The 24,047-nt window shown below is 66.2% G+C and carries 20 protein-coding genes; 10 read left to right on the top strand and 10 right to left on the bottom strand.

What is annotated here, in order from left to right; all coding sequences use genetic code 11:
* Window positions 1-167: 167 nt before the first annotated feature.
* Window positions 168-2,282: a M13-type metalloendopeptidase gene (locus V9K91_RS07065; RefSeq protein WP_176472633.1), complete on the bottom strand. Its 2,115-nt coding sequence runs from the start codon at window positions 2,280-2,282 to the stop codon at window positions 168-170.
* A 121-nt stretch (window positions 2,283-2,403) separates the two neighbouring features.
* Between V9K91_RS07065 and V9K91_RS07060 the strand changes: the two genes are divergently transcribed.
* Window positions 2,404-3,999: an NAD(P)/FAD-dependent oxidoreductase gene (locus tag V9K91_RS07060; protein WP_336443248.1), complete on the top strand. Its 1,596-nt coding sequence runs from the start codon at window positions 2,404-2,406 to the stop codon at window positions 3,997-3,999.
* A 73-nt stretch (window positions 4,000-4,072) separates the two neighbouring features.
* Here the strand turns inward: V9K91_RS07060 and V9K91_RS07055 are convergent, their stop codons facing one another.
* Complete coding sequence (locus V9K91_RS07055; protein ID WP_336443249.1) at window positions 4,073-6,103, bottom strand: prolyl oligopeptidase family serine peptidase; 2,031 nt, start codon at window positions 6,101-6,103, stop codon at window positions 4,073-4,075.
* Window positions 6,104-6,197: 94 nt separating this feature from the next.
* On the bottom strand, window positions 6,198-9,176 hold the full coding sequence (locus tag V9K91_RS07050; RefSeq protein WP_093533397.1) for a TonB-dependent receptor: 2,979 nt from the start codon (window positions 9,174-9,176) through the stop codon (window positions 6,198-6,200).
* 510 nt (window positions 9,177-9,686) lie between these two features.
* On the opposite strand from V9K91_RS07050, the gene apbC reads away from it, so the two are divergent.
* Window positions 9,687-10,505 (top strand): iron-sulfur cluster carrier protein ApbC, encoded by an 819-nt coding sequence (apbC, locus tag V9K91_RS07045; protein ID WP_093533396.1) that lies wholly within the window; start codon window positions 9,687-9,689, stop codon window positions 10,503-10,505.
* A gap of 38 nt (window positions 10,506-10,543) precedes the next feature.
* Window positions 10,544-11,116, top strand: a complete 573-nt coding sequence (gene dcd / locus V9K91_RS07040) for a dCTP deaminase (RefSeq protein WP_068853484.1) — start codon at window positions 10,544-10,546, stop codon at window positions 11,114-11,116.
* 50 nt (window positions 11,117-11,166) lie between these two features.
* Here the strand turns inward: dcd and V9K91_RS07035 are convergent, their stop codons facing one another.
* Genes V9K91_RS07035 through V9K91_RS07025 form a run of 3 tightly spaced genes read right to left on the bottom strand, consistent with a single transcriptional unit; the run spans window position 11,167 to window position 12,441 of the window.
* The gene (locus tag V9K91_RS07035) at window positions 11,167-11,334 is read right to left on the bottom strand and encodes a DUF5668 domain-containing protein (RefSeq protein WP_093533394.1); all 168 of its coding nucleotides are present in this window, start codon (window positions 11,332-11,334) and stop codon (window positions 11,167-11,169) included.
* Window positions 11,335-11,350: 16 nt separating this feature from the next.
* Window positions 11,351-11,773 carry an HIT family protein gene (locus V9K91_RS07030; protein ID WP_068853482.1) on the bottom strand — a complete coding sequence of 141 codons (423 nt, stop codon included), beginning with the start codon at window positions 11,771-11,773 and terminating at the stop codon, window positions 11,351-11,353.
* Window positions 11,770-12,441 carry a dienelactone hydrolase family protein gene (locus V9K91_RS07025; RefSeq protein ID WP_068853480.1) on the bottom strand — a complete coding sequence of 224 codons (672 nt, stop codon included), beginning with the start codon at window positions 12,439-12,441 and terminating at the stop codon, window positions 11,770-11,772. The genes V9K91_RS07030 and V9K91_RS07025 overlap by 4 nt, the downstream gene beginning before the upstream one ends.
* Window positions 12,442-12,651: 210 nt before the next feature.
* Between V9K91_RS07025 and rimO the strand changes: the two genes are divergently transcribed.
* Both rimO and V9K91_RS07015 read left to right on the top strand, forming a co-directional pair.
* Window positions 12,652-14,019 (top strand): 30S ribosomal protein S12 methylthiotransferase RimO, encoded by a 1,368-nt coding sequence (rimO, locus tag V9K91_RS07020; RefSeq protein ID WP_336443250.1) that lies wholly within the window; start codon window positions 12,652-12,654, stop codon window positions 14,017-14,019.
* A complete protein-coding gene (locus V9K91_RS07015; RefSeq protein WP_068853477.1) occupies window positions 14,016-14,843 on the top strand; it encodes a DUF3025 domain-containing protein in 828 nt (275 codons plus the stop codon). Before rimO ends, V9K91_RS07015 begins: the two co-directional genes overlap by 4 nt.
* 195 nt (window positions 14,844-15,038) lie before the next feature.
* Here V9K91_RS07015 and greB read toward each other — a convergent pair whose 3' ends face one another.
* Entirely contained in the window at window positions 15,039-15,545 is a 507-nt protein-coding gene (gene greB / locus V9K91_RS07010) for a transcription elongation factor GreB (protein ID WP_068853474.1), read from the bottom strand.
* 3 nt (window positions 15,546-15,548) lie between these two features.
* On the bottom strand, window positions 15,549-17,054 hold the full coding sequence (locus tag V9K91_RS07005; protein ID WP_095363471.1) for a helicase HerA-like domain-containing protein: 1,506 nt from the start codon (window positions 17,052-17,054) through the stop codon (window positions 15,549-15,551).
* Window positions 17,055-17,189: 135 nt separating this feature from the next.
* Here V9K91_RS07005 and V9K91_RS07000 point away from each other — a divergent pair, with 135 nt between their 5' ends.
* A complete protein-coding gene (locus V9K91_RS07000; RefSeq protein WP_093533390.1) occupies window positions 17,190-18,800 on the top strand; it encodes a transglycosylase SLT domain-containing protein in 1,611 nt (536 codons plus the stop codon).
* Window positions 18,801-18,816: 16 nt separating this feature from the next.
* Window positions 18,817-19,179 carry a ribonuclease E inhibitor RraB gene (locus V9K91_RS06995; RefSeq protein ID WP_068853467.1) on the top strand — a complete coding sequence of 121 codons (363 nt, stop codon included), beginning with the start codon at window positions 18,817-18,819 and terminating at the stop codon, window positions 19,177-19,179.
* 74 nt (window positions 19,180-19,253) lie between these two features.
* On the opposite strand, the gene asd is transcribed toward V9K91_RS06995, so the two are convergent.
* Both asd and V9K91_RS06985 read right to left on the bottom strand, forming a co-directional pair.
* The gene (asd, locus tag V9K91_RS06990; RefSeq protein WP_249832862.1) at window positions 19,254-20,096 is read right to left on the bottom strand and encodes an archaetidylserine decarboxylase; all 843 of its coding nucleotides are present in this window, start codon (window positions 20,094-20,096) and stop codon (window positions 19,254-19,256) included.
* Complete coding sequence (locus tag V9K91_RS06985; protein WP_068853463.1) at window positions 20,093-20,743, bottom strand: SCO family protein; 651 nt, start codon at window positions 20,741-20,743, stop codon at window positions 20,093-20,095. Before V9K91_RS06985 ends, asd begins: the two co-directional genes overlap by 4 nt.
* Before the next feature lie 129 nt (window positions 20,744-20,872).
* Here V9K91_RS06985 and prmB point away from each other — a divergent pair, with 129 nt between their 5' ends.
* Genes prmB through V9K91_RS06970 form a run of 3 tightly spaced genes read left to right on the top strand, consistent with a single transcriptional unit; the run spans window position 20,873 to window position 23,950 of the window.
* The gene (gene prmB, locus V9K91_RS06980) at window positions 20,873-21,802 is read left to right on the top strand and encodes a 50S ribosomal protein L3 N(5)-glutamine methyltransferase (RefSeq protein ID WP_095363469.1); all 930 of its coding nucleotides are present in this window, start codon (window positions 20,873-20,875) and stop codon (window positions 21,800-21,802) included.
* Window positions 21,799-22,902 carry a chorismate synthase gene (gene aroC / locus V9K91_RS06975; protein ID WP_095363468.1) on the top strand — a complete coding sequence of 368 codons (1,104 nt, stop codon included), beginning with the start codon at window positions 21,799-21,801 and terminating at the stop codon, window positions 22,900-22,902. The genes prmB and aroC overlap by 4 nt, the downstream gene beginning before the upstream one ends.
* Entirely contained in the window at window positions 22,895-23,950 is a 1,056-nt protein-coding gene (locus tag V9K91_RS06970) for a D-glycerate dehydrogenase (protein WP_249832860.1), read from the top strand. Before aroC ends, V9K91_RS06970 begins: the two co-directional genes overlap by 8 nt.
* Window positions 23,951-24,047: the final 97 nt, after the last annotated feature.

Raw genomic sequence — 24,047 nt, 5'->3', positions numbered from 1 at the left:
CGAAACAAATCCAGGAGGATTGAAGACCGCGGAACTATAGCAAGCCCGCATGAAAACGCGGCATTCACCGACGCCCACGGTAACCCCGGCCGCTGGCCAGCAACCGGGCAAACAAAAAGGCCCGGGAAAATCCCGGGCCTTTCTGCATCACGCCACCGCGTGAACGATTACCAGATCACCACCTGCTTGTCGCCGGCGCGCACCATCGGCGTACCCGGCTTGCACTCGAACGCGGCCGCGAAGGTCGGCAGGTTCGACGGCGCGCCCATGGCACGGAACGCGGCCGGGGCGTGCGGGTCGGTGGCCAGGCGGACCTTGGCGTTTTCCGGGGTGTACTTGGTGCGCCACACGGTGGCCCAGTTGAAGAAGAAGCGCTGGTCGCGGCTGAAGCCGTCCACCTTCGGGTCTTCCTTGCCGGCGCTGGCCTTCTGCAGGGCGTCGTAGGCGGTGGCCAGTCCGCCCAGGTCGGCGATGTTCTCGCCCAGGGTCAGCTTGCCGTTGACCGCCTGGTCGCCGACCTTGTAGCCGTCGAACTGGTTCACCAGCTTGCCGGTCAGCCCGCTGAAGTTCTTGGTGTCCGCATCGGTCCACCAGTTCTCGAAGTTGCCGGTCGGCCCGAAGCGGCTGCCCTGGTCGTCGTAGCCGTGGGTCATTTCGTGGCCGATCACCGCACCGATGCCGCCGTAGTTCAGCGCGTCGTCGGCCTTCGGGTCGAAGAACGGCGGCTGCAGGATGGCGGCCGGGAACACGATCTCGTTCTGCAGCGGGTTGTAGTAGGCGTTGACCGTCTGCGGGGTCATGCCCCACTCGGTCTTGTCCACCGGCTTGCCGATCTTGCCCAGCGCGAACTTGTAGTTGAATTCGTTGGCCGCGCGCACGTTGCCGAAGTAGCTGTCACGGCCGGTGCTCAGGCCGCTCCAGTCGCGCCACTTGTCCGGGTAGCCGATCTTCGGGGTGAAGGTTTCCCACTTGGCGATCGCCTTGGCCTTGGTCTCATCGCTCATCCAGGTCAGGCCCTGGATGCGCTCCTTGAGCGCGGCGGCCAGGTTCTTGACCAGCTCTTCCATCTTGGCCTTCGACTCGGGCGAGAAGGCGACCTTGACGTACAGCTGGCCGAAGGCTTCACCGGCATCGTTTTCGATGGTGCCCAGCACGCGCTTCCAGCGCGGCTTCATTTCCTTCTGCCCGTTGAGGGTCTTGCCGTAGAACTCGTAGTTCTCCTGGGCGAAGGCGTCAGCCAGGAACGGCGACGCCGAATCCACGGTGTGGAAGCGCAGGTACGAACGCCACACCGACGGGTCGGTGTCGCCCAGCGCCTTGCTGACTTCCTGGTGGAAGCTGGGGATGGCCAGCGAGAACTTCTCAGGCGCGGCAATGCCCTGCGCTTCGAAGAACCGGCTCCAGCTGAAGTTCGGGGTCAGCTTGTCGGCGTCGGCCACGGTGACCGGGTTGTAGTACAGCGAGACATCGCGCGAGAGCTGCTCGCTGGACTTGGAGGCCTTGGCCAGGCGGGTTTCGAACTTGACCACGTCCGCGGCCTGCTTGGCGGCGTCGGCAGCGGCAACGCCGGACAGTTCCAGCACCTTGGCCACGTGCGCCTGGTAGGCCTTGAGCTTGTCGGCGTTCTTGGCGTCGGTGTAGTACGTGGTGTCCGGCAGACCCAGGCCGCCCTGGCTGGCGTAGGCCATGTTCATGCTGGAGTTCTTGAAATCCGCTTCCGGACCGAACCCGAACAGCACGTTTTCGCCCTTGGCGGCGGTGGTGCGCAGGTAGTTGGCGATGGCGTCCTTGTCCTGCAGGCCGTCGATGGCGGCCAGGTCGGCCTTGATCGGCTCGATGCCCTGCGCGTTGATCTTGGCTTCGTCCATGCCGGTGGCCCAGAAGTCGCCGACGATCTTTTCGATGCCGGTCGGGTTCTTCACCGCTGCGACCTGTTCGGCCAACTGGTGCTGCACGGCGACCGAGCGCTCGTCCAGGATGGTGAAGGCGCCCCAGCTGGTGCGGTCGCCCGGGATTTCATTGGCGGCCAGCCACTTGCTGTTCACGTAATCGCCGAACGCGGTGCAGGCGTCCAGGCTCTTGTCCAGGTCGGACGGGTGGAAGGCGTTGTAGGCCGGCAGCTTGGCTTCGTCGAGCTTGAACTCGGTGGCGGCCGGGGCGGCGGCGGTCGGGGTGGCGGTGGAGGCCGCGCTGTCCGTAGCCGGGGTTTCGTTCTTGCCGCAGCCGACCAGCGCGGCCGAAACGGCCAGGGTCAGCAGGACAATCTTGGGAGTACGAGAGATCACTAGTATGGCCTCCGGGCCGAAGAATCTTTCAGGAAGGCCCCCTGATGGGGGCCGTGGGCCAGACGATACGCCGCTGGCCCGGCCTGCAAGGGTGTCGAAGGTCATGTATACAGCCAGCATGGACACTTCAACGACGCGTGCTTGGGATGCAGTCATCATCGGCGGCGGGCACAACGGCCTGGTCTGCGCGGCCTACCTGGCCCGGGCCGGGCAGCGGGTGCTGGTGCTGGAACGGCGGCCGGTAGTGGGCGGGGCGGCGGTCACCGAGGAGTTCCATCCCGGTTTCCGCAATTCGGTGGCTTCCTATACGGTGTCGCTGCTGCAGCCGCGCATCATCCAGGCGTTGGCGCTGGCCGAGCACGGGCTGCGGGTGGTGCCGCGGCGGATCAACAACTTCCTGCCGCTGGACGGGGATTACCTGTTGGCCGGTGCCGGGCTGACCCGTTCGGAGGTGGCGCGCTTTTCCGCACGTGATGCGGAGCGCCTGCCGGCCTTCGAGCAGCGCCTGGAGGCATTCGCCGATGTGCTGCGCGATCTTGCGCTGCAGGCGCCGCCCAACGTGGGGGAAGGCCATTGGCTGACCCAGCTGCCGGCGCTGTGGCAGGCCGGCCAGCTCGGCAGGCGGCTGCATGGGCTGGCGCCGGCGTTGCGCCAGGAACTGCTGGACCTGTTCACCATCTCGGCCTCGGAATACCTGGACCGCTGGTTCGAAAGCGAGCCGATCAAGGCGCTGTTCGGGTTCGACGGCATCGTGGGCAACTACGCCAGCCCGGAGGCGCCCGGCTCGGCCTACGTGCTGCTGCACCACGCCTTTGGCGAGAGCAACGGAGTGAAGGGCGCCTGGGGCCACGCCATCGGCGGCATGGGCGCCATCACCCAGGCGATGGCGCGCTCGGCCATCGCCGCCGGGGCGAACATCCGTACCGACAGCGGCGTGCGCAGGGTCGTCGTCGAGCAGGGGCGCGCGGTAGGGGTGGAAACGCTGCAGGGCGATGTCATCCGCGCCCGCAGGGTGGTGGCCAACGTCAATCCCAAGCTGTTGTACGAACAGCTGCTGGCGCCTGGGGAGGTGCCACTGACCACGCGCGAGCGCATGGCCAACTGGCGCTGCGGTTCAGGCACGTTCCGCATGAACGTCGCGCTGTCCGGCCTGCCCTCGTTCTCCGTGCTGCCCGGGGCAGGGGACCACCTCACGGCCGGCATCATCATGGCGCCCACGCTGGCTTACATGGACCGCGCCTACCGCGATGCGCGCCAGCACGGCTGGTCACGCGAACCGATCGTGGAAATGCTGATCCCGAGTACGCTGGACGATTCGCTGGCGCCGCCCGGCCAGCACGTGGCCAGCCTGTTCTGCCAGCACGTGGCCCCGGTGCTTTCCGGCGGGCGCAGCTGGGATGACCACCGCGACGAAGTGGCCGACCTGATGATCGCAACGGTCGAGAAGCACGCGCCGGGATTCAGCGCATTGGTGCTGGGCCGGCAGGCGCTCAGTCCGCTGGATCTTGAGCGCACCTTCGGGCTGATCGGCGGCGACATCTTCCATGGCGCGCTCAGCCTCAACCAGCTGTTCAGCGCCCGGCCGATGCTGGGACAGGCCGACTACCGCGGTGCCCTGCCGGGCCTGTACCTGTGCGGTTCGGGGACGCATCCGGGTGGCGGCGTCACCGGCGCGCCGGGACACAACGCGGCACAGGCCATTCTTCGCGAATAAAAAGAGGCCACCCGAAGGTGGCCGATAATCATCGGGAGCACCCGACCGTGGGTCGGGTGCCCCTCAGCGGCGATTACAACCCGCCGCCACCACACCCCTTGCCCAGGTAATCATCGATCAGCCGCAGCTGGTCGCCCATGATCGCGCGCGTCCAGGCCGGGCCATGCGCGTAATCGGCGATTTCGTGGTACTCCACCGGCTGGCCGGAACTCTTCGCCTTGGCCACGAACCATTCGGACTGTTCGATCGGCACGGTGCGGTCGCGGTCGCCGTGGTAGACCATCAGCGGGATCTTCATCTCGCCGGCCTTGTCCAGCGGGTTCAGACCGTCCACCGTCTTGGCCTGGGCCTGGCGGAAGAACGGGTTGGTGTAGAACCGCGACCAGATCTTCTTGATGTCCGACACGCCGGCACCGGCAATGGCGCACTTGTACAGCCCGTTGGGCCGCACCGATGCGGCGAATGCCGAATAGCCGCCGTAGGAGAAGCCGAACATGGCGATGTGGCCGGGCTGGGCGATCTTCTGGTCGATCATCCACTTGGCGCCATCATCCTTGTCGTCCTGCATCTTCTGGCCCCACTCGGCATCGCCGGCCATCCACAGCTTGCGGCTCCAGTCGGCCGAACCGCGGAACTGCGGGCGCAGCACCGCCATGCAGCGCGATGCCATCAGCGGCACCCACATGGAACCGTCGAAGTCCATGCCATCGCGCGCCCACGGACCGCCGTGCGGGTGCACAACGGCCTTCCACGGACCGGCACCGCACAGATCGGTGTTCGGGGTGGTCAGGAAGGCGGGAATGTCCAGCCCGTCGCGCGCCTTGTAATAGACCAGCTTGGTCGTGCCCAGCGCGGCCGGGTCGATCTGCGGGTAGGACTTGGCCAGCTCGGTCAGCTGCCCGTTGTTGAACAGGTAGTAGGTGGGCGGGTCGGACGGGCCGGACACCACCACCAGGAACGTCTTGAGGTTGGCACTGTAGTCCAGCAGGCGGATCGACCTGCCGCCATCGAGCTGGGTGGTGGCGCGCTGGCCGGTGCTGGGATCGACCAGGGTGACCTCGCTTGCCTGGATGCCCAGGGCCTGGCGCAGGCCCTGTTCCAGCGCCTTGAAGGTCGGATCGGTCCACTGGATCTCGTTCTCGCGCGGGCCGCTGTAGCCGACGCCGAGCAGTGCGCCGAACGGCACGCCGTCCACGTTCTTGTAGCGGTTCAGCACCACGGTGCCGGCATTGAAGAACTTGTGCTCGAACAGCACTTCCTTCTGCTTGCGCGCGGCGATGTCGTATTCGTAGATGACCGTCTTGTCGCGGCCCACGTTGCTCTGGATGAACGCGATGTTCGGGTCATCGGCAAAGCCGACCACCTGGTTGATGTCGCGATCCTTCACGTGCGAACGGAAGTGTTCTTCCCAGGAACCGGTAGCGGGGTTGCGGAATTCAGTGGCGATATACGCACCGGTGCCATCCACGTCCTGGCGCAGGCGCGCGCGCAGTTCGCTGTTGAGATCGGTGACATAGCCGGCCACGCGCTCTTCGGTTTTCTGGATGCGCTGGGAAGTGAAGCTGCGCAGGTTGACCTTGTACACGTCACCGGAATTGCTGCCCGAACCGTTCACCACCAGGATGTGGTCCGGGTCGTTGGGCAGGGTATCGAGCACGGTGGAGTTGGACAGGGCCTGCTCCAGTTCTTCGTTGCGGCTGGTGGCGCGGGCCGGGCTGATCGGCTCCTTCCACTGCTTGCCTTCGATGTCGGTGATGAAGAACTTGCTGATGAAGGTCTTGTTGACCCGGTCGGTACGCAGGTCGTAAGGCTGCCACAGGGTGACCGCCAGCAGGCCGTTCTTGATGAAGCTCACGCTCTGGAACTTCATGCGGCCGGCACCGATGACGGTGGGCGCCTTGTCCAGGGCGTTGGTTTCCCAGACCACGATGACGCGCTCTTCGCCGTTGGCGCGCAGGCCGGCGATGTGCTTGCCATCGGGCGAGAGCGACAGGCTGGAAATGGCCGGGAAGGCGGCCATCTGCTCGATGGTCGGTGCCACCGGCTTGGCGTGCAGGAGCGAGGAAGCACTGGCCAGGGCGGCCAGCAGAAGAATCCGTTTCATTGATGACCTCTGTTCGTGGAGCGGGCCGACCACCGGTTTACCAGGGCCGGAAACGAGACCGCCGCCCCGAAGGGCGGCGGCTCGCGAAGCGGGATCAGAACGAGTAGGTGACGTTTGCGAAGTACTGGCGGCCCCAGTAGTCGAAGCCGCTGTACAGCAACGCATTGCCGACGGTGCTGTACACACCCTGGGAAATGGTCGGCGGTTCCTTGTCCGCCAGGTTGCGCACGCCGACGGTGGCCGACCACTTGTCCGCTTCGTACTGCACCGAGAACGACTGCAGGAAGTAGTTCGGGGTGTAGATCTTGTACGGCGAGGTGTCCGGCTCGAACAGACCCGGATTGCGCTCCTCGTAGTACGCGTAGCTGTCCATCTTGTCGATCCAGTCCAGGCCGTAGCGGACCTGCCATTCCTTCCACTTGTAGGCCATGTCGAAGGTGGCGGTGTTCGCCGGGGTCCCCAGCATGCCCGCGTAGTTCACCAGCGGATCGTCCTGGAAGATCTTGCTGGACTGTTCGATGTAGTGGGTGAACTGGGTGGTGGTGCGGAACTCGCCCGGCCCGATGTCACGGACATAACGCAGGGTCAGGTCCACGCCGCGCACCTTGTCGGTGGAGACGTTGATGAAGCCGTTGGTGACCGTCAGTGCGTTGTTCAGCGGGTTGCGGTCGACCAGGCGGCACAGGCCGTTGCCGGCAAGGAAGTCGGCGGTGGCGCTGCCGTAGCATGCGTTCAGGATGCCGGCGCCGCCTGCGGCCTGCACGCCGTTCTCGACCTTGATGTCGAAGTAGTCGGCGGCGAAGGACAGGTCACCGAAACCGCTGCCGAACTCCGGCTGGATCACCACGCCGAGGGTCTTGGCGGTGGAGGTTTCCGCCTTCAGGCCGGTTTCCGCGCCACCCTGGGTGATCACGGTCACGCCCTGGGTTGCGATGTAGTCGGCCGGCAGGCCTTCTGCGGCGCAGTTCTGGTAACGGATCGACGACGGATCGCGGTCGCTGTACTCGTTGCAGGGATCGGAGGTGCTGCCCAGGAAGCCGGTGGTGCCGCCCAGGAACTGTTCGTACAGCGCCGGAGCGCGGTAGGACGTGCCGTAGGATGCGCGGAACGACAGCCACTTCACCGGGGTCCACAGGCCGCCGATCTTGTAGGTCTCATCCGAACCGTACGACTCGTAGTCGGTGTAGCGGCCGGACAGGTTGAGGGTCAGCTCTTCGGCAGCGGTGACGCCCGACAGCAGCGGGAATTCCAGTTCGCCGTAGACTTCCGTGACCGAGTCGCTACCGCGGGTCGGCGCCGCCGAGGTCAAGTTGAACAGGTCGCCGTCGATGGAGTACTGCGACGGGCTATCGTCGATCTTGGCTTTGCGGTATTCGGCACCGAACGCGCCGCGGACCGTGCCGTGCGGCATGTCGAACAGCGGGCCGTTGACGTTGAAGTTGACCGTGTCTTCCTTGTACATGGTGTTGCCGGTGACCGGCACGAACACCCAGTTCTTCCAGTCCGCCGGCAGGTTGCCGCCGATGGTGTTGGTGTTCAGGGCCGGTGCGGCGATACAGCCGTTCGACGGGTCGACGCAGGAATAGCCGCCGGCACCGTTGGAGACCACGTTCAGGCTCTGCGCCAGGCGGCTGGTCAGGAAGCTCTGGAAGGTGTAGTCGGCGTCATTGTCCGAGTGCATGACATTGAAGTCGTACTTCCAGTCCGCCGTCAGGTTGCCCCGCAGGCCGGCGTTGAAACGGTAGTAGTCGACGTTCTGCTTGTTCTGGTCGTTGCCGAAGCCAATGAACGCACGCACGCCCATGTTGGCGCCGTTGGTCAGGTTGGTCGCCGGGCCGGCCACGCTGTCGCGCAGGTTGGCCGGGATCAGCGGGCTGCCTACCGCATAGTCCAGCGACAGCTGGCGGTAACCGGTCTGGGTCGACTTGCGCTTGTTGCCCAGGAACTCGTAGTACAGCTCGGCGTCGCCCAGCACGCCGGTGTCGAAGCCGCCCTGCAGGAACAGGGTGTGGGTCTTGGCCGGCGAGATCAGCGACTGGTTCAGCATCGCGTCGTCGAAGGTATCGCGGGTATAGGTGTCCACGCCTTCATAGCCGACCAGGCCGGTGGTGACGGCCGCGTTCGGACGCCAGCGGTTGAAGCGCGTACCGGCACCACCCGGGGCGGCAACGCCGGTGCGGGTGTTGGTGCCGATCGTGTTGATGGTCACGCCACCCGCATCGAGGGTGTAGCACTTGGACTTGCCGGTCAGCGGGTCGATGAAGTCGCCGCTGCCCCAGTAGTCGCCCACGTCGATGTCGCGGTACTTGTCGGTGGCGCAACGGGTCCAGTCGCGGTCACGCAGGCTCAGGTCGTTACGGGTGTAGTACTCGTACGAACCGGAGAAGTGCGAGCGCTCGCCGGTGGTGCCGAACATGATCGAGTAACGGCGCTGGTCACCGCCGCCACCGTCGGTGGCGTTGTGCTGCCCTTCAAAGGAGACGCCGTCGACCTTGGTCTTGGTGACGATGTTGATAACACCGGCCACGGCGTCGGAGCCGTAGATCGACGAGGCGCCGTCCTTCAGGATTTCGATGCGGTCCACGATCGCGTTCGGCAGCACGTTCAGATCGGCCGAGCCGACCGCGCCACGCGAACCGGCGGGCGCCACGCGGCGGCCATTGAGCAGGATCAGGGTGCGGGTCGGGCCAAGGCCGCGCAGGCCGAGGGTGTTGGCACCGGGGCCGCCGTCGGTGACGTAGCCGCCGTACGCATTGTTGATCTGCGAGCTGCCGGTGGTCACTGCGGTGCTCTGCAGCACGTCGGTGGTGGAGTTGAAGCCGGCGAGCACCGACTCCTGTCGGGTCACGACCTGCACCGGCGACACCGAGTTGAAGGTATCGCGGCCGATGCGCGAACCGGTCACGGTCACGGTGTCGAAGTTCGTGGTGGCCTTGGCCTTCTCGGCGGCGACCTCTTCGGCCGTCTTGGTCGAAGTGGTGTCCTGCGCGAATGCCGGCGCGGCCGCGAACACCATCGCGGTGGCCAGGGCGAAGCTCAGCGGATTCCGGCTGAGCGACTTGCGATTCATCATGTGTGGATCCCCTTGGAACGATCGATTGCGTCAAACACCGGTGACATGGACCAGCAGGCGTCTCCGTGTGCCCTCGGATCAGGTCTTGGCAATGGCTGCCCCCCTGTTCACCAGCTTCACGAGCTGATGATTCGAGGTTAACACGGGCTTAACGCGCCCTGTCAACTGTTCATCAAGAGGTCATAAAGACAAGATAAGCAAACACCAGCTTTCGTTCTCATTTGGGCTGTAACATGTTGAAAAGTAATAACTTAATAATGGTTTGTGATGAAACCATTCCCTCCTTGCCGTGACGGATGCACGGTTCATTTTTTGGCCGCACCGCACCACGGAATCCGTTCCTGACGTGCCAATGTCGTGAAAGCCGTTTCCGGGACAGCACCCGGGACAGGGCAGGACAGCGGCCTGGCAGCGCAGGGTCGCCCTGTATAGTGGCGGGCTGTCCCGTTCGGCTTTTCCGGAGTTCCCGCAGTGAGTGCCAGCCCGTCTCGACGTCCCCATGCCAGCCAGGTGCAGAAGGGCCTGACCCTTCATCCGCGCGTCCGCAACGTGATCGCGGTCGGGTCAGGCAAGGGCGGGGTGGGCAAATCCACCACGGCGGTGAACCTGGCCGTGGCGCTGGCCCGCCTGGGCGCACGGGTCGGGCTGTTGGATGCCGACATCTACGGCCCCAGCGTGCCGATGATGCTGGGCCTGAGCGGCCGCCCCGAAAGCCCGGACAACAAGTCGATCGAGCCGCTGCGCGCGTTCGGCGTGGAGACCATGTCGATCGGCTACCTGATCGAGGACGAGACGCCGATGATCTGGCGCGGTCCGATGGCGACCTCGGCCATGACCCAGTTCTTCAACGACACCCTCTGGGATGACCTGGACTACCTGCTGATCGACCTGCCGCCGGGTACCGGCGACATCCAGCTGACCCTGACCCAGAAGATTCCGCTGGCCGGCGCGGTCATCGTCACCACCCCGCAGGACATCGCCACGCTGGATGCGAAGAAAGCGCTGAAGATGTTCGAAAAGGTCGAGGTGCCGGTGCTGGGCATCGTCGAGAACATGGCCGTGCACACCTGCAGCAACTGCGGCCACATCGAACACCTGTTCGGCGATGGCGGTGGCGAACGCATGGCTGCGCAGTACGGCGTGCCCCTGCTGGGCTCGCTGCCGCTGGATATCGGCATCCGCGAGCAGGGCGATGCCGGCACCCCGATCACCGCCGCCGCGCCGGAGTCGCCGGCCGCGCAGGCTTACCTGCGCGCCGCCGAGCGGCTGGTGGAGGAAGTGGCCAAGCGCCCGCGCGCCAGCATTCCGATCCTGTCCTCGCTGCTCTGATCGCCTAGAATCGCCCATTCCCGCACCCAGGACTCCCCATGAGCATCAAGAGTGACCGTTGGATCCGCCGCATGTCCGAACAGCACGGCATGATCGAGCCGTTCGAAGCCGGCCAGGTCAAGCAGGCCAACGGCCAGCGCATCGTCAGCTACGGCACTTCCAGCTATGGCTACGACGTGCGCTGCTCGCGCGAGTTCAAGGTGTTCACCAACATCAACTCCACCATCGTCGACCCCAAGCACTTCGACCCGGGCAGCTTCGTGGACATCGTGGGCGACGAGTGCATCATCCCGCCCAACAGCTTCGCGCTGGCGCGCACCGTGGAGTACTTCCGCATTCCGCGCGACACCCTGGTGGTGTGCCTGGGCAAGAGCACCTACGCGCGCTGCGGGATCATCGTCAACGTGACCCCGCTGGAGCCGGAGTGGGAAGGCCACGTGACCCTGGAATTCAGCAACACCACGCCGCTGCCGGCGCGCATCTACGCCAACGAAGGCGTCGCCCAGATGCTGTTCTTCCAGGCCGATAGCGACGACATCTGCGAGACCTCTTACAAGGATCGCGGCGGCAAGTACCAGGGCCAGACCGGCGTGACCCTGCCGCGCACCTGACCGGCAGGGCAAATAAAAAAGCGCGGATCTCTCCGCGCTTTTTTTTGGGGTTATTTCCCGCGTCCGAACAACAACCCGATCCCCACTGCCACCAGGATCACCGGCCACCAGGTAAGGATCAGGCGACCCAGGTTCATGTTGGTCCAGCCCAGGTTGCTGGCCAGCAGGAACAGGCCGACGAGGATCAGGACGATGGCGGCGACAAGGTTGGAGCGCATCAGGGGCAGGGTCCGCTTAGGGCTGGGGCGAATATCCTAGCCGTTCCTTCCACATCGCGACACGCTCCTGCAGCACGGCCGCGTCGAACGGATGGGCCTGGCCATGCCCCCACACCGGCGCCGGCCACGCCGGATCGCCCACATGTCGGCCGACCACGTGGAAGTGCAGCTGCGGCACGATGTTGCCCAGCGTGGCGAAGTTGATCTTCTCCACCCCGTCGGTGCCCTTCAGCGCCCGGCAGCATCGGTTCAATTCCGTACGCAGCTGGTCCTGCTGGTTGCCGTCGAGCTCCAGCCATTCGGTGATGCCGGTCACGCGCGGCACCAGCACCAGCCACGGGAACCGTTCGTCGTTCATCAACCGCACTTGCGACAACGGGCCTTGGTCCACCAGCACACTGTTGGCGGCCAGGCGTGAATCCAGTTCAAAATCGCTCATCCAAGATGCTCCGAGAAGAAGTCCAGGGTGCGTGTCAGCGCCAGCTCGGCGCTGTCTGGATCATACGCATGTCCGACGCTGCGGTTAAAGGCGTGGTCGGCCGGATAGACGAAGGTGGCCATCTTGGGCAGCTTCTCGCGGTGGGCCTGGATGGCCTCGGGCGGAATGCTCTTGTCCTGCGCGCCGAAGTGGAACATGACCGGGGCCTTGGGCGTCTCATCCAGGAACTGCACGTTGCGCGCGCCGTAGTAGCTGACCGACGGCAGGCCCAGTCGCATGGCCGAGAGCAGCGCGATGCTGCCGCCCCAGCAGTAGCCCACGGTGCCGACCTTGCCGGCCGGCGCCAGCCGCGAGGCGGCCGCGCGGACCACTTCCAGCGCCTTCTCCACGCCCAGCGCATTGACGTGTTCCAACCCCTGCTTCACCCCGTCCGGGTCATAGGGCAGGGCATCCGGGTCGGAATCCGCCCCGTCGACCAGGTCGAAGAAGGAGGGGGCAAGCACCGCGTAGCCCTTCGCAGCGAAGCCCTCGGCCACCTCGCGGATGTGCGCGTTGGTGCCGAAGATCTCCTGGATGACCACCAGGCCCCCGCGGGGCTTGCCCTCCGGCGTGGCCTGCCAGGCCCGGACCGGACCGTGATGCGTATCAAGCGTGACCCACTCACCCATTGCCAGACTCCTGTTGGTTCAGGCGTTCATTATCGGCGTGCTGCAGGTTAGCGGGGTGTCGCGGGCATGCACGGATTGGCGGTTGGCGTTGCCCGGGCAGCCGGTGCATTCAGGGCTCGAGCCACAACGCCGGTATACTTGCCGCCGTTTCCGGCCCCAGGTCCCCGCGCCATTCCGGCGTGGGCCCAGGCCCCCAGAGTCCCGCGATCCATGTCCCAGCTGAACCCCAAAGTCGGCTTCGTCAGCCTTGGCTGCCCGAAGGCCCTCGTCGATTCCGAGCGCATCCTCACCCAGCTGCGGGCCGAGGGCTACGACATCGTTCCTTCCTACGATTCGGCCGACGTGGTGGTGGTCAACACCTGCGGCTTCATCGATTCGGCGGTGACCGAGTCGCTGGATGCGATCGGCGAGGCGATGAACGCCAACGGCAAGGTGATCGTCACAGGCTGCCTGGGCAAGCGCCCGGAAGAGATCCGCAAGGCCTACCCGGACGTGCTGGCGGTCTCCGGCCCGCAGGACTACACCAGCGTGATGGAGGCGGTGCACGCCGCGCTGCCGCCCAAGCATGACCCGTTCGTGGACCTGGTCCCGGACTACGGCATCAAGCTGACCCCGCGCCACTACGCCTACCTGAAGATTTCCGAGGGCTGCAACCACCATTGCAGCTTCTGCATCATTCCCTCGATGCGCGGCAAGCTGGTCTCGCGCCCGGTCGATGAGGTGCTGCGTGAAGCCGAGCGGCTGGTGCGTGGCGGCGTGAAGGAACTGCTGGTGGTGTCGCAGGACACCTCGGCCTACGGCGTGGACGTCAAGTACGCCGAGCGCATGTGGCGCGACAAGGCCTACCAGACCCGCATGAAGTCGCTGTGCGAAGGCTTGTCCGAGCTCGATGCGTGGACCCGCATGCACTACGTGTACCCGTACCCGCACGTGGATGACGTGGTCCCGCTGATGGCCGAAAACCGGATCCTGCCGTATCTGGACATCCCGTTCCAGCACGCCAGCCCGCGCATCCTCAAGCTGATGAAGCGCCCGGGTGCGGTCGACAAGACCCTGGAACGCGTGCAGCGCTGGCGCCAGCTGTGCCCGGACATCACCGTGCGCTCGACCTTCATCGTCGGCTTCCCCGGCGAGACCGAAGCCGAGTTTGAAGAACTGCTGTCATTCCTGGATGAGGCACAGCTGGATCGCGTGGGCGCGTTCGCGTATTCGCCGGTCACCGGCGCCACCGCCAACGACCTGCCCGGCGCGGTGCCCGAAGAAGTGAAGCAGGAGCGCCTGGCGCGCTTCATGGCCCGCCAGGCCGACATTTCCGCTGCGCGCCTGGAAGCCAAGATCGGCAGGGTGCAGCAGTGCCTGGTCGATGCGATCGAAGACGGCATCGCGGTGGCCCGTTCCAAGGCCGATGCGCCGGAGATCGACGGCCTGGTGCATATCCAGAACGCCGATGAAGCCAGGCTGCGCGTGGGCCAGTTCGTGGACGTGGAAATCACCGAGAGCGACGACCACGACCTCTACGGCGACGCGTTGATCGACGAGAGTGCGGCAAAGAAACTGCTCGACCTCAAGGTGCTGTGACCGACGCGGCCGCCCCCGGGGCGGTCGGCCGCCGGCGTTTCATCGCGCCGGCGCGCGCCGACGTGGATCGGGCTAGCTTCGCCCATCCGCTGTTCGCCGCGTTCGCGGATTACCAGGGCCTGCTGGTGGCCGCCGACTGGCCAACCATTTCCGCGTTGAACCGGCAGCTCGCTTTATCGGGAAAGCAGCTGGTGGCGCAGGACGACGAACTGCTGGCCGACGGCCTGCACTACGAACAACGCATCGCACGCGGGCGGATCGCCACGCGGCCGTGCAACTGGCATGACCTGTTCAATGCACTGGTGTGGGCGCGCTACCCGGCAGTGAAGATCGCGCTCAATGCGCGCCAATGCCAGGACATCGGGCGCCACCCGCCCGGCCAGCGCACCCGCGCGCAGGCCGCGCTGACCCAGTTCGACGAAACCGGCGTGATCGTGCGGGTGCGCGATGCGTCGTTGCTGCACGCCTGGGATCACCACGACTGGCAGGCGCTGTTCGTCGACGGCGCGGCGCAGTGGCGTAGCGGCGACATCGCCGTGTCTGCCGTGTTCGGCCATGCGTTGATGGAACAGGCGCTGCTGCCTTCGCGATTGCTGGTGGGAAAATGTGTGGTGGTGCAGGGCGATGATGATGCGCTGGTGGTGCAGCAGGTAGCGCAGGCGATCGCGCGTGCCGACGTGCTCAATGACCCGCTGGAGCTGCGTCCGCTCCCGTTGATGGGCATTCCCGGCTGGCATGCCGATCAGGACCACGCGTTCTATCAGCGGATCGAGTATTTCCGGCCAGCCCGAGCGGGCAGGGTGTACCCCTTAACCGTCCGGTAGCGCACTGGAAGCAACCTCAAACGCGCTCTTCGCCGACGTTCATGCCACCATCGAACGCGGCATGTTCCACGGCAGTCGATCGGGATGCGACCCTACCAGCCGTGCATGCACTGGTAGGGTTGGTTCCCAAACAACCGCCCGTAACGGTTCAACGCCCGGTAACGCATTGCAACCAACGTCGTAACCGCCTTCGTATCATCCACCCGGATACTCCACCGCCAGGATCGCAAACCCGGTCCGCCCGCTCGGCAGTTCCACCTCGAACTCATCATCCACGCGCTTCTTCAATAACGCACGCGCCAACGGCGAATCGATGCTGATCCACCCGGCACCCGCATCGGTCTCGTCCGGGCCCACGATGCGATACCGGCTGACATCGCCGCTGTCCACGTTCTCCAGCTCCACCCACGCGCCAAAAAACACCGCCTGCGGGTCGGTCGGCACGGTATCCACCACCCGCAGCGACTCCAGCCGTTTGGTCAGGTAACGCACGCGCCGGTCAATCTCGCCCAGCTGCTTCTTGCGGTAGGTGTACTCGGCATTCTCCGAGCGGTCGCCCTCCGCCGCGGCCGCGGCCAATGCTTTGACCACCTCCGGCCGGCGCACGCGCCACAGCTCGTCCAGCTCGCTCTTCAGCCGCTGGTGGCCCTGTGCGGTGATCAGGGCCGTGCTCTTTTCCGCAGGGGGACGCCAACGCGACATCGGTCAGCGCTTGCCCCCGAAAATGCCGCCCAGGATGCCGCGCACGATCTGGTTGCCCAGCTTGGTGCCCATGGTGCGGGTAGTCTGCTTGGCCATCGTTTCGATCATGCCCTGGCGGCGCTTTGTGCCGAAGATCGCATCCTTGATCGACTGCCCGAAGCCGCCTTCCTGCTGCTCATCCTGCTCACGGGTACGCGCCTTGGGCGCGTCGGGCTGTTCCACCACCTTGGCCGCGCGCTGGGCCAGCAGCTCCGCTGCCGATTCGCGGTTCACTGCGGTGTCGTAGCGGCTGCCGACCGGGCTGCCGGCGCGTACCTGCGCACGCTCGGCCTCGGTGATCGCGCCCATCCGGCAGCGCGGCGGGGCGATCCGGGTCTGCTGCACGGGGGAGGGGATGCCTTTGTCCTGCAGCGTGGACACCAGCGCCTCGCCGGTACCCAGCTGGGAAAGGGCCGCCACCACGTCCAGCTTCGGGTTCGGCACGAAGGTTTCGGCGGCGATCTTCACCGCCTTCTGGTCGCGCGGGGTGAACGCCCGCAGCGCGTGCTGCACGCGGTTGCCCAGCTGGCCCAGGATGTTGGCCGGCACGTCGTCGGGGAACTGCGAGCAGAAATACACGCCCACGCCCTTGGAGCGGATCAGCCGCACCACCTGCTCGATGCGCTGCACCAGCGCGGCCGGCGCGTCGTCGAACAGCAGGTGCGCCTCGTCGAAGATGAAGACCAGCTTGGGCTTGTCCAGGTCGCCCACCTCCGGCAGCGTCTCGAACAGCTCCGACAGCAGCCACAGCAGGAAGGTCGAGTACAGGCGCGGCTTGAGCACCAGCTGGTCGGCGGCCAGGATGCCGATCACGCCGCGGCCGTCGTGATTGACCCGCATCAGGTCGGCCAGCTCCAGCGCCGGCTCGCCAAAGAAGGATTCACCGCCGTCCTGCGACAGCCGCAGCAGCGAACGCTGGATCGCCGCCACCGTCTGCGCGCTGACCAGGCCATATTCGGTGGAGATGTCCTTGCGCTCGTCGGCCACCAGGCCGAGCAGGGCGCGCAGGTCGTCCAGGTCGAGCAGCAACAGGCCACGGTCGTCGGCCAGTTTGAACACGATGTCCAGCACCCCCGACTGGGTGTCGTTGAGCTCCAGGATGCGCGCCAGCAGGGTCGGGCCCATTTCGCTCACCGTAGTGCGCACCGGGTGGCCCAGCTTGCCGTACAGGTCCCAGAAGATCGTCGGGCTGCCGGCCGGCGCGTAGTCGGCCACGCCGATGTCCTTCACGCGCTGCAGCAGCGCCTCGGTGCCGGTCCCGGGCACGGCCAGGCCGGAGACATCGCCCTTCACGTCGGCCAGGAACACCGGCACGCCGATGCGCGAAAAGCCTTCGGCCAGGGTCATCAGGGTGACGGTCTTGCCCGTACCCGTTGCCCCGGCCACCAGGCCATGGCGGTTGCCCAGTTTCGGTTGCAGGGTGACGGGGACATCGTCGGTAATGCCTTTGCCGAGGAGGATCGGATCCATGGTCAACTCGCTCTGTGGACGGGCTATGTGAATGGGCAGGATTCTAAACGTCGGCGGGTATCGGCCACCTGACCGGGTTGCCCCGATGCGAGTGGCACGGCTACTCTGCCCTGTCTTTCGCCCACAGTGCCAAAAATGCCCGTTCCTGTCCTGCTTGCCCGCGGTTGGCCGTTGTTGGCGCTCGCTTCCCTGCTGTCGTTCGTGCCCGAGGCCCATGCCCAGCGGGTCTCCGCCCGTGACAAGGTCAAGGTCGAAGCCCTGGAGCAGCGCATGGCCGCGGCCGAAAAGCGCTATGCCGATGCGCTGGTGCTGGTGAACAACGCCGACCCCAAGGGCAAGAACGAGGGCGATGCCGCGCTGGAGGACATGGAAGATGTCATCAGCGCCTGCATTGCGCAGAAGGGCTGCCAGGTCAGCAACCTGCTGGTGACCTACAAGCGCCTGCTGAAGAACAATGCAGACGCGCGCGATGGTGACGACAGCGATGCGATCCCGGTCGATGGCGGCCTGCTGGAGGCTGACCCGGACCATGTGGGCCCGCTGACCGCCGATGTGCCCGAAGCGGCGCGTGCGGCCGCGCTGCTCAACGACAAGCGCCATGCCTTCGACAGCATGGTCGAATACAACCCGGCCGTGCAGGCCGGCATCCGCCGCTGGCTGACCGACATGCGCCCGGCGTTGATGAACTCCTACGAGAATTACCAGAGCCTGCGCGCGGTGATGTGGCCGGAGTGGGAAAAGCGCGGCCTGCCCGAGGCGCTGCTGTTCGGGATCATGGCCAAGGAGTCCAACGGTCGCGTGCACGCCTCCTCCCGCGCCGGCGCCGCCGGGCTGATGCAGTTCATGCCGGCCACCGGCCGCCGCTTCGGGCTGGGTCCGGACGGCACCGGCTTCGACACCCGCTTCGACGCGCGCAGCGCCGCCGAAGCCAGTGCCAATTACCTCAACGAGCGCATGCGCGAGCTCAACAACAACGTGGAGCTGTCGCTGGCCGGCTACAACGGTGGCGAAGGCCGTGCCGGGCGGGTGTATCGCCAGAACGTGGGGCAGAGCTTCTGGGTGGACAGCGTCTACAACCAGTTCCCGGCCGAAACCAAGGACTACGTGCCGATGGTGATCGCCGCCGCGTGGATCTACCTGCACCCGCAGCAGTACGGCGTGGACTTCCCCAAGGTCAGTGCGCAGCCGGCCACCATCCGCCTGGCCAAGTCCACCACCATCTATGAGCTGACCATCTGCCTGGGCAGCACTGGCACCCGCGACGGCTACATGCGCGCGCTGCGCAACCTCAACCCGCGCTATGAAGCCGACGGCTGGATCCCGGCCGGCACGCTGATCAACGCCACCACCCGCATTGCCGGGCTGTACAACCGCTACTGCGTCAGCGGTCCGCGCGCGGACCTGGCGCGCACGCTGATCACCGCCGATCTCAATGCGGCCATCGTCCGTCCGACCGTGGCCAGCTACACCGGCAACGTGGCGGTGGGCAGCGTGGTGCCGGTGGCCGGCCTGCAGGCCAGCACCCCGGTGGCCACCGCCCCGGCTGCGCCGGTGGCAGTACCGGCGCCCAAGCCGAAGGCCAAGCCGGTGCGCAGCCACAAGGTGGGCAAGGGTGAGACCCTGGGCCGGATCGCCGACAAGTTCGATTGCGATGTGCGTGAGCTGGCCAAGGCCAATGGGCTCAAGGCGCCCGCGTATGCGTTGCGCCAAGGCCAGTCGATCAAGCTGCAGGGCTGCGGTAAATAACTTCCGGGGAACACTGATGGATATCACCGCAATCAACGAGATGTTCGCCAACATCCGTGAAAACACCGACTGGGACCTCAACGGAAACCTGGTGTGGGGTTACTTCTTCGTCAACACCACGCCGGAGCCGCTGCACGGGCTGGCCAGGGTGCTGGAAGGGGAGGGCTACACCGTGGTCGAGGTGTTCGAGCCGGAGCTGGAAGAAGGCGAAGCGGAGTACCACGTGCTGCACGTGGAGCGGGTGGAAACCCACAGCGAAGCGTCGCTGGACAAGCGCAACCACGAGCTGCAGGCGCTGGCCGAAGCCAACGGGGTCGAGGATTACGACGGGATGGATGTAGGGCCCGTCGAGTTCGCGCACGATCCGGGTAATGCTTGAAAAAAAACGCCCCGTGGAAACGGGGCGTTTTTCATTGCGCCTGGGGTGTAGAGCCGCGCCCTGCGCGGCTGCCCTCACCGAAGGGTGGCCAACGCCTGGCCCAGCTGCACGGCATGTTCTGCATCGAGGTGCGGGGCGAAATCCGCCACGCCCGGCGGCAGCAGCACGATCACCGTCGAGCCGTAATTGAAGCGCGCCATCTCGGCAAACCGTTCCAGGGTGATGCCCTTGCCGCGGTAATCCTTGCGGGTGATGGAATCGCCATAGGCGGGAATCTCTTCGCCACCCCAGACCGTCTCCACGCCCGACACCAGCAGCGCGCCCACCATCACCTGCACCATCGGGCCGAAGTCGGTATCGAAATGGCAGACCAGCCGCTCGTTGCGGGCGAACAGCCCCGGGACGTTGTTGACTGCCGCCGGGCCCACGCTGAACAGGCGGCCGGGCACGTGCACGGTTTCGCGCAGGGTGCCGGTCCACGGCATGTGCACGCGGTGGTAGTCCTTCGGCGACAGGTAGACGGTGGCGAACAGGCCGTGGTGGAACACCTCGGCGTCGGCTGCATCGCCCAGCAGCTCGGCGGCGGTGAACGACTGGCCCTTGGCCTGGAAGATGCGGCCGTCCTCAATGGCGCCCAGCTGGCTGATCCGGCCGTCGGCCGGCATCACCAGGGTGCGGGCGCCGGCGTCGGGCACGCGGGCGCCGGGCTTCAGGGCGCGGGTGAAGAACTGGTTGAAGGTCGGATAGCTGCGCGGGTCGGGATTGGCCGCCTCGGCCAGGTTCACCCCGAACTTTTCGGTCACCGTGTCGATCAGCCAGCGCGAGATCCGCGGGTTGCTGGAATACGCCAGGCGCCGCGCCATCGACGACAGCAGGCGGTGGGGCAGGACGTAGCTCAGCGTGGTGGTCAGGCTCATGGGGCGGATTTCTCGGTCAACAGGTTCAGGTCGCGGGCAATGGCCTGCGGGTTGAAAGGGGGGCGGATCAGGCCGGCCAGCCTGCCGTCCGGGTCCAACACGGCCAGACTGGCCGAATGTTCCAGGGTGTAGTCCTGCGGATTCTCTTCAAAACCCTTGCCCGGCACCTTCTGGAACACGAAGCCCAGCGCAGTGGCAAAGCGCTCCAGTGAAGGCACGTCGGCGGTGGCCGCCAGGGTGTCCTTGTGGAAGGCATGCACGTATTCGCCCAGGCGTGCCGGGGTGTCGCGCTCGGGGTCCACCGAGACGAACACCAGGCGCGGGCGCAGGCTCTCGGGCAGGGTTTCCCACTGTTTCTGGGCCTGGGCCAGGTCGGCCAGGGTGGTCGGGCAGATGTCGGGGCAGGACAGGAAGCCCAGGAACACGAGGGTCCAGTGGCCCTTGAGCTCGCCGGGAATCAGCCGGGTGCCGTCGGACTGGCCCAGGTTGAAGTCCGGCAGCGGGCGCGGCTGCGGGTAGAAGGTGATCGACTCGGTGGCCGGGCGGTTGCCGGCCGGTTTGGGCGCGAACACCTTCTGGGCGACGACCAGGCCCAGCCCGGCGGCCAGCGCGATGAGCAGGATGATGCCGACATTGCGATTGAACATGAAAGGCCCGTACCCGAAGGGGCCTCCATGATAGGGGATGGGGGGCGGCGGTTTCCGTTTCCGCTGCAACGGATGCCGTGCTGCGCCGCAGCGCCTATAATCTGGGGCCACTTTGTCTGTTGCCCTGCCATGACCGCCGAAACGGCCGCCGAACTCCATACGATCATCGACCTGATCCGCTACGGCACCAGCCGTTTCAACGCCGCCGGGCTGACCTTCGGGCACAGCTACGACAACGCTCTGGACGAAGCCACCCAGCTGGTCCTGCACGCGCTGCACCTGCCGCACGACCTGGGCCCGGCCTATGGCGCCGCCCGCGTGCTCGCATCGGAGAAGGCCGACGTGCTGGCGCTGTTCGAGCGCCGCATCAGCGAGCGCCTGCCGGCCGCCTACCTGACCGGTGAAGCCTGGTTCGCCGGCCTGAGCTTCAAGAGCGACCGCCGTGCCCTGGTGCCGCGCTCGCCGATCGCCGAGCTGATCGAAACCGGCTTCGAGCCGTGGCTGGCCGGCCGCGACGTACACCGCGCGCTGGACCTGTGCACCGGTTCGGGCTGCATCGCCATCGCCATGGGTCACTACTACCCGAACTGGGAAGTGGACGGCGTGGACCTCAGCGATGAAGCCCTGTCGCTGGCTGAAGAGAACAAGGAACGCCTGCAGGCGCACAACGTCACCCTGCTCAAGTCGGACCTGTTCAACGGCCTCACCGGCCGCCACTACGACCTGATCGTGACCAACCCGCCGTACGTCACCAACGACGAAACCGACGCGCTGCCGAAGGAATACTCGTACGAGCCCGAAATGGGCCTGCGTGCCGGCGACGACGGCCTGGACCTGGTACTGAAGATCCTGCGCGACGCCCCGCTGCACCTGAGCGAAGACGGCCTGCTGATCTGCGAAGTGGGCGAATCCGAACAGCACCTGGTCAAGCTGCTGCCGGAAGTCGATTTTGCGTGGGTTGAATTCAAGGTCGGCCAGATGGGCATCTTCGCGGTCGAGTGCCGCGAGCTGATCGCCCACAGCGCCCGCATCACCGAACTGGCAGCGCAGCGGCCGTGAGTTCCAATACCTTCGGCAAGCTGCTTTCGGTCACCACCTTCGGCGAATCGCACGGTCCGGCGATCGGCTGCGTGATCGACGGCTGCCCGCCGGGGCTGGAGATCAGTGCCGACGAATTCACCCACGACCTGCAGCGCCGCGCCACCGGCAAGAGCCGGCACACCTCGGCGCGGCGCGAGGCCGATGAGGTCGAAATCCTCTCGGGCGTGTACGAGGGCCGCACCACCGGTACGCCCATTGCGCTGCTGATCCGCAACACCGACCAGCGCAGCAAGGATTACAGCAACATCGCCCAGCAGTTCCGCCCGGGCCATGCCGACTACAGCTACTGGCAGAAGTACGGCATCCGCGACCCGCGCGGTGGCGGCCGCTCGTCCGCGCGCGAGACCACCATGCGCGTGGCCGCCGGCGTGATTGCGAAGAAGTGGCTGCTGCAGCGCTTCGGGGTAACCGTGCGCGGTTACCTGTCGCAGCTGGGCGAGATCACCCCGACCGGCCATGACTGGTCGGCGGTGGAAGACAACCCGTTCTTCTGGCCGGTGGCCGAACAGGTCCCCGCGCTGGAAAGCTACATGGACGCGCTGCGCAAGTCCGGCGATTCGGTCGGCGCGCGGGTCAACGTGGTGGCCGATGGCGTGCCGCCGGGCTGGGGCGAGCCGATCTACGGCAAGCTCGATGGCGAACTCGCCTCGGCGCTGATGAGCATCAACGCGGTCAAGGGCGTGGAGATCGGCGATGGTTTTGCCAGCGCCGCGCAGAAGGGCACCGAACACCGTGACCTGATCACCCCCGAAGGCTTCGCCAGCAACCATGCCGGCGGCATCCTCGGCGGCATTTCCACCGGCCAGCAGGTCACCGCCTCGATCGTGCTCAAGCCCACCTCCAGCCTGCGCCTGCCCGGCGCCACGGTGGATGCCAGCGGTGCGGCCGTCGATGTGATCACCACCGGCCGCCATGATCCGTGCGTCGGCATCCGCGCCACGCCCATCGCCGAGGCGATGGTGGCGCTGGTGCTGATGGACCAGGCGCTGCGCCACCGCGCCCAGTGCGGTGACGTGGGCGAGATCGCGCCACGCATTCCCGGCTCCATCGATGGCTGAGACGCGCCCCCGGGTCTGGGTCAGCCAACCGCTGTTCGATGACGTCATCGAACAGCTCGGGCAGCATGTCGAGCTCGCGATGACCCACGAGGTCACCCGCTACACGCCCGCGATGCTGGCCGACCAGCTGGCCCAGGTCGATGGCGCGCTGATCACCCTCAACGAACGCATCGGCCCGGCCGAGATCGCCAACGCGCCGCAGCTGCGCGCGATCGCCAACGTCGGCGTGGGGTACAACAACCTGGATGTAAGCGCGCTCAGCGCGGCCGGCATCCTGGCCAGCAACACCCCGGATGTGCTGACCGAAACCACCGCCGACCTCGGGTTCGCGCTGCTGATGGCCACCGCGCGGCGCATCACCGAATCCGAACGCTGGCTGCGCGACGGCCAGTGGGGCCAGTGGTCGTTCCAGACCATGCTCGGGGCCGATATCCATGGCAGCACACTGGGCATCCTGGGCATGGGCCGGATCGGGCAGGGCATTGCCCGCCGCGGCGCGCTCGGTTTCGGCATGCGCGTGCTGTACCACAACCGCTCGCGCCTGCCCGAAGCCACCGAAGCCGAGGTAGGCGCGCAGTATGTCGAGCTGGACACGCTGCTGGCGCAGGCCGACCACCTCGTGCTGGTGCTGCCGTACAGCCCGTCCTCGCACCACATCATCGACGCCGCCGCACTGGCGAAGATGAAGCCCAGCGCCACCCTGGTGAACATCGCCCGTGGCGGCATCGTCGACGAACTGGCCTTGGCCGATGCGCTGGCCCATGGCCGGCTGGCCGCCGCCGGGCTGGACGTGTTCGAAGGCGAACCGACAGTGCGCCCCGAATTGCTGGCCCTGCACAACATCGTGCTTACCCCGCATATCGGCAGCGCCAGCCAGGCCACGCGCCGGGCGATGGTGCAGCTGGCCGTGGAAAACCTGCTGGCCGCGCTCGGCCTCGGCGCGAACGCCGGTAACCCGCCCAGCGCGATCAACGCCGACGCCGTGGCCGCCGTGAAAACCGGCGCCGCCACCGTGGGCGGCAAAAAAACCGACGACGCCAAACGATAGGGAACCGCGCGGCCATCACGTGAGGTTCCCCGAGCCCAATCCGCAACGCGTGTCCCCTTCTTCACCACGGTAGGTACCGACCGTTGGTCGGTACATC

It is taken from the genome of Stenotrophomonas sp. CCNWLW57, assembly GCF_037203925.1.
GTDB classification, from domain to species: Bacteria; Pseudomonadota; Gammaproteobacteria; order Xanthomonadales; family Xanthomonadaceae; genus Stenotrophomonas; species Stenotrophomonas rhizophila_A.
This window is presented reverse-complemented; position numbering and strand designations above follow the sequence as displayed.